The organism is Frankia sp. CeRuru1, from assembly GCF_977966315.1.
In genome coordinates this window covers 1-5,782 of the sequence record NZ_CDWWEW010000330.1, presented here as the reverse complement: position 1 = coordinate 5,782, position 5,782 = coordinate 1, and the positions used below count along the sequence as shown (strand labels likewise).

At 69.1% G+C, this 5,782-nt stretch carries 4 protein-coding genes; all 4 read right to left on the bottom strand.

Going from position 1 to position 5,782, the window contains the following annotated elements; genetic code table 11:
- Positions 1-8: 8 nt before the first annotated feature.
- Positions 9-1,019, bottom strand: a complete 1,011-nt coding sequence (locus tag AC08OP_RS19450) for a threonine ammonia-lyase (RefSeq protein WP_476615493.1) — start codon at positions 1,017-1,019, stop codon at positions 9-11.
- A 354-nt stretch (positions 1,020-1,373) separates the two neighbouring features.
- Complete coding sequence (locus tag AC08OP_RS19445; protein ID WP_476615492.1) at positions 1,374-3,710, bottom strand: ABC transporter permease; 2,337 nt, start codon at positions 3,708-3,710, stop codon at positions 1,374-1,376.
- A complete protein-coding gene (locus AC08OP_RS19440) occupies positions 3,707-4,414 on the bottom strand; it encodes an ABC transporter ATP-binding protein (RefSeq protein ID WP_476615491.1) in 708 nt (235 codons plus the stop codon). Before AC08OP_RS19440 ends, AC08OP_RS19445 begins: the two co-directional genes overlap by 4 nt.
- Before the next feature lie 140 nt (positions 4,415-4,554).
- The coding region (locus AC08OP_RS19435; RefSeq protein WP_476615490.1) for an ABC transporter ATP-binding protein at positions 4,555-5,782 on the bottom strand (1,228 nt) is incomplete at its 5' end.

Here is a 5,782-nt window from a genome sequence, read left to right as displayed (position 1 = left end):
GCCGGGGGTCAGACCTCCGGGCCGGCCAGCAGCGAGGCGACCAGGCTCGGTTCGATGTTCCCGCCGGTGAGCAGCACGCCGACGTCCGAGCCAAGACGGGGCGCGTGCTCCAGGGCTGCGGCGAGCGCGGTGGCCGCCGCCGGTTCGATGACCAACCGGGCGCGCAGGAACGCCGCCCGCAGCGCCTCGACGATGGCTTCCTCCGACACCGTCACGACCGCGGCCACGGCCCGGTGGGCGAGGTCGAAGGGGAGGGCGCCAATCCGGTCGGGGCGCAGCCCGTCGGCGATGGTGTGCCTGGCGGGTACGGTCACCGGCCGGTGCGCGCAAAGGGCCGCGGTGAGCGCGGGCACGGCCTGTGGCTCGGCCCCGACCACGGATACGTCGCGTCCCGCGGTCGTCAGGCAGGCGCCGGCAATCGCGCTGCCGCCACCGACCGGAACGATGACGGCGTCCAGGCACGCACCCTCCTGGGCAACCTGCCCGAGCAGCTCGGCTGTCGCGGTCCCCTGACCCGCGATCACATGGGGGTTCTGGTAGGGGTCGATGACGTCGTACCCGTGCAACTGGCGGAGTTCCGCCACGGTGGCCACCCGGTCGGCGAGCACAGTGCCGGCCGTCACAACCTCGGCACCGGCCTTCCGGATCTGGCTGATCTTGGCCGGCGCGGCGTCGGACGGCAGGAGCACGATGGTGGGTAGCCCGTGGTGGCGGGCGGCCAGAGCGACCGCGATCCCGTGGTTGCCCGTGCTCTGCGCGATCACCCCCCGGCTGCCGGAGGTGGCGAGGTGCTCCACGGCCAGCAGTGCACCGCGGATCTTGAACGACCCGCCGCGCTGCAGGTTCTCCGCCTTCAGCCACAGGCGCGCGCCGCCGAGGACATCGAGCTGGTCGCACCGCACGACCGGCGTCCGCCACACCCGGCCAGCCAGCCGCCGCTCGGCCCGGTCGACGACGGCGCGGTCCAGCTCCGGAGCCTTGTTGCCGTCGGCGGCCGGAGCGAGTGGATGTCCGTCCACATTCCTTTCAACCCGCTCGCACGGACCGCTCGTCCTGCTCGCCGCAGGCGCATGATCGCGCAAATAATTGATCCTCATAGACTCTCCGTGCATGCAGGAATTTGATGTCACGTGCGGTGTCGAAAAGGAGAGCGGCGTGATGGCGTGGTCGGCACCGGCCACGGGACCGTGTGGCGAGATGTCCGGGCAGATTCCGGAAAACCTGTCGGGGATATGTGCGATTCATGGTCGCACGTCTTCTTCCGGTGCGGAAGGCGCGGAGACCAGGGGGAAAACTGGACGCCGACCACCTGACGGTGATCGGCGTCCGCATTCGAAAGCATTTCTTGGTGGGTGACCAATCACCCGCATCCGTCATTCGTTGTGCAACGCTTCCGCGATGGTCGTGCGGGTCGCCGCACGGGCTGGGAAGAACGCGCCAAGTACCGCGATCATGATGCCGGCGAGACCTAGCAGCACGAGGAGGTGTGCGGACCATACGTCCACCATGCGCGCGGGCAGATCGACCCTCGCCGCGTGGCCCGCGATCGGCATGATCACATGGTGGGTGAGGACGCCTAACGGGATGCCGAGCAGTCCGCCGATTGTGCCCACAGCCGCCATGGAGGTGAGCGTCATGCTGATCACTTGGCGGGGCGTCATGCCGATCGACTGGAGCATCGCCAGATCACGGCGGCGTTCGTGAGTGTTGAGGGCGACTGTGTTGAAGACCCCGAGCCCCGCGACCGTCGCCAGAATAAGGGTGAGGACCGTCGACAGGCTGATGACGGCGGCGGTGAAGGTGGTCGAACCGGAGTTCGGATGCGAGTAGAGGCCCTGGTCCACTGCCCGCACGGCGGAGGTGTAGCGGGCGAGGCTGGTGTCGGGGGAGACCTGCACCAGATACTGGACGTGGGAGTTGAGGAGCCTGACGTCCAGATCGAGGGCGGACAGCGTCCGCCAGTCCGCGTAGAGCAGGTCCTGCTGGCTCATCAGCGAGGCGACGATGGTGGTGCGGATCTGCTTACCACCCACATCCAGCGGTAGCTGGTCGCCGACGCGGAGGCCCCGCTTGTGCAGGAACGCCGTGGACGCGGCGACCTCGCCGGGCCCGGCGATCCAGCGCCCCGTGACGATCTGGTCCTGGAAGTCCAGCGTGGACGTGTCCCCCCGCCAGAAGTCGGCGACGACGCTTTGGGAGGAACCCGTGACGGACACGGGGACATGCACGTCGACCGTCACGTGCTTCGTGCCGTCCAGGGACCGCAGCATCGCCTCGATCTGCCGGTCGTCCAGCTTCGGCGCGGTCTCGCCGAACTGCGTCCGGCCGGGCTCGACGGTGAGCTGGGCGGCCGACGAGTGCGTTGTTGCCTTGCCGTACTTGACGACCGTACCGACCAGGCCGGCCGCGAATGTCACGGTGGTCACGCCGAGGAGCACGGCCACCAGCGTCATCGCGGTACGGGCGGGCCGCGCGAACGGAAGCCCCAGACCGAGACTGACCGAGCGCGGCAACCGGCTGCCGCTGAGTCGGCGCTGAACCCGCAGCCCCCGACCCGGGCGCGGCGCGCTGCCCGCATTGATCGCCTCGGCCGCGGACAGCCGGTGCGCCCGCCTTGACGGTACGGCTGCCGCGAGGACAACGAGGGCGGGTATCCCCACCAGGGCGGCTACCGGCACCCACGCGCTGACGCCGACACCGCTGAGGTCCATGCCCGTGCCCTGGAACGCGCTGGTCAACAGCGGCTCCGTGGCGAGTACGCCGCCGACGGTGCCCAGCACGCAGCCGACGGCCGCCGGCAGCGAGACCATCAGCAGGTAGACCTCGACCACCTGACGTGGCGTGAACCCCAGGGACTTGAGAACACCGATGTGCCGAAAGCCGGCGACGACCGCGCCGCTGATGACGTTGGCGACGATCAACACGGCGACGATGATGCCGAGGATGCCGAAGACCATCAGGAAGGGCACGTACACGCCCGGCCCGGAGGCGACATCCTGCTTGATGGTGAGGTAAGACTGCGCGGCGACGAGCGCGCCCCTGGGCAGATCCGCCGTGGCCCGGTCGAGGCTCCGGTTGATCTCGGCCTGCGTCCCCGCCGAGTCGAAGCGGTACAGCATCTGGGTGGCCGTCGGGCCCATCACTTCCATCTGTGCCGGCGAGACCCAGGCGTCGGCGGTCCGGCTCAGGGTGTAGGCGTATCCGACGATGGTGAGCTTCGTGCCCTGCGGGGTCACGACCTGCCCGCCGAGAGGAAACGGCGAATGGCTGCCGACGGAAGGCGGTGTCTCGTTCACGACGATCTCGCCGGGGTCGGTGGCCCAGCGACCGTCCCACAGGTGTACCCGGTCCACCGGGCCGCCCGGGTCGGCGCGACCCACCACGGTCAGCGGGCCCGCAAGGAAGGGGACGCTGCCCGGGGCCAGGCTCACGGAGGTCTGGCCGAAGGGGCCGGCGGCAGCCTCGACGCCTGGCTGCTGGGCAGTCGTGGCGAGTTGAGCGTCGGAGACGTTGGCGGAGTCGAAAGCGGTGGCAGCGTGCGCGCCGCGCTGCTTGTCGAACGCCCGGTCGAAGGGCCGGCTGGCCGAGTCCAGCAGCCCCAGCGCGATGACCATGGTGGCTGTGGACAGCAGGACGACAATGGCGATGATGACCGTCTGCAGCCGGCGGCGTCGGACCGCCGCCCGCGCGGCCAACCACACTGCGCTCATCCGACCCGCTCCAATCTGCTCTCACGAGCGATCCGGCCGTCCTCGAACTCGATCAGCCGGGTCGCGCACCGTTCGGCGAGGCGCGGATCGTGTGTGACGATCAGCAGCGTCTGGCCGACCCGGTTGAGGTCGAGCAGCAGGTTCATCACCTGCTCGCCGCTCTGCCGGTCCAGAGCGCCGGTCGGCTCGTCCGCCAGAAGCAGTGAGGGCTGGTTCATCAGCGCCCGGGCCACAGCTACCCGCTGGCGCTGACCGCCGCTGAGCGTCGCCGGGTAGTTGTCCCGGCGGTCCGCGACGCCGAGCTCGTTGAGCAGCTTCAGCGCGCGCTTGCGGGCCTGGCGGGCCGAGGTGCCGGTTAGCTGGGCGGCGAGTGCCACATTGTCCAGCGCCGTCAGATCGTCGAGAAGGTTGAAGAACTGGAATATCATGCCGATCCGCCGTCGACGGAACAGCGCCAAGCCGGTCTCGTTGAGGCTGCCCAGATCGTCGCCGTGGACATTGATCGTCCCGGTGGTGGGGCGGTCCAGGCCGGCGACCATGTTGAGCAGCGTGGACTTGCCGCAGCCCGACGGCCCCATCACCGCGACCGCCTCGCCGGCCCGGATCTCCAAGGACACGCTGTCGAGCGCGACCGACTGCCCGTATTCCTTGCGCACGCCGTCCAGCCGTACGACGACCTGGTCCGAGGCGTTCACATTGGTCATGCTCCGACCCTAGGGAGGAATCGTCGGCCGGACATCGGCCGGCGGAGGTAATTCGGCAACCGGGTCATCCTTGAGATGTACGGCGGTGGCGCGCGACCGATGCCGTGGGAGGGCAGCCCGGTGCGAGCCAGGTCACCGCATCACCGAGTCGACATTGAGTCAATGTGGACGCCCGCGGCGTCGTCAGAGGCCTGCTGGGCGAACTGGGTGCGGTACAGGTGCGCGTAGAGCCCGTCCGCGGCCAGGAGCTCCTCGTGGGCGCCGCTCTCCCGGATCTGTCCGGCCTCGACGACGAGGATCTGGTCTGCCTCGCGGATAGTGGACAGCCGGTGCGCTATCACCAGGGAGGTCCGGCCTGCCAGAGCAGTCTTCAGAGCGCGCTGGATGGCTGCTTCGGACTGCGAGTCCAAGTGGGCGGTCGCCTCGTCCAAAACCACCACCGGTGGAGCCTTGAGTAGCAGCCGAGCCAGGGAGATCCGCTGCTTCTCGCCGCCGGAGAGGCGGTAGCCACGGTCACCGACCACCGTGTCGAGGCCGTCCGGCAGGGCGTGGATGGTGTCCCACACCTGTGCTGCCCTGCAGGCGTCGATCAGCTCCTGCTCGGTGGCGCCGGGCCGGGCGTACGCCAGGTTGGCCCGCAGGGTGTCATGGAAGAGGTGCGCGTCCTGGGTGACCACGCCGACGGTGTCCCGCAGGGACTGAAGGGTCAGATCACGGACGTCGTGGTCGCCGATCCGGATCGACCCCGATGTGGGGTCGTACAACCGTGGCACCAGGTGCGTGATCGTGGTCTTCCCCGCGCCGGACGGCCCGACCAGAGCGGTGAGCTTGCCCGCTGGCGCACGGAAGCTCAGCTCGCGCAATGTCAGCATCGTGTCGCCACTCAGCGCCGTGTCGCCGCGTTCCGGTGTGCGCACCGGGACCGACTCCAGGGACACGAGCGAGACCTCCTCGGCGGTGGGATACCGGAAGCTGACTCGGTCGAACTCGATGTACGGTGCCGGGCCGTCGGGACCAGGCAGGGGCAGCGCGTGGGCGTCGGGGTGTTCCGAGATAAGCGGCTCAAGGTCCAGCAACTCGAAGACCCGGTCAAAGCTCACCAGCGCGGTCATCGCCGTGACCGGCATGTTCGACAGTTGGTTGATCGGTCCGTACAGCCGCAGCAGCAGGGTCACCATCGCGACCAGTGTGCCGATCGGAAGGGTGCCGTCGATGGTGAGGGCGCCGCCCAGGCCGTACACCAGCGCCGTGGTGAGCGAGGTCAGCACGGTGACGATGATGAAGAGCAGCCGCCCATAGACCAGACCGCCGACGTAATCATTCAGCGGGTGTGCTGACGGTTCTGGTTCGTGGCGTGGCGTGATGGCC

What these genes read in the sequence shown, in the direction of transcription:
- AC08OP_RS19445 (WP_476615492.1), bottom strand. Translation starts at nt 3,710, where the DNA reads ATGAGCGCAGTGTGGTTGGCCGCGCGGGCGGCGGTCCGACGCCGCCGG.
- AC08OP_RS19440 (WP_476615491.1), bottom strand. Translation starts at nt 4,414, where the DNA reads ATGACCAATGTGAACGCCTCGGACCAGGTCGTCGTACGGCTGGACGGC.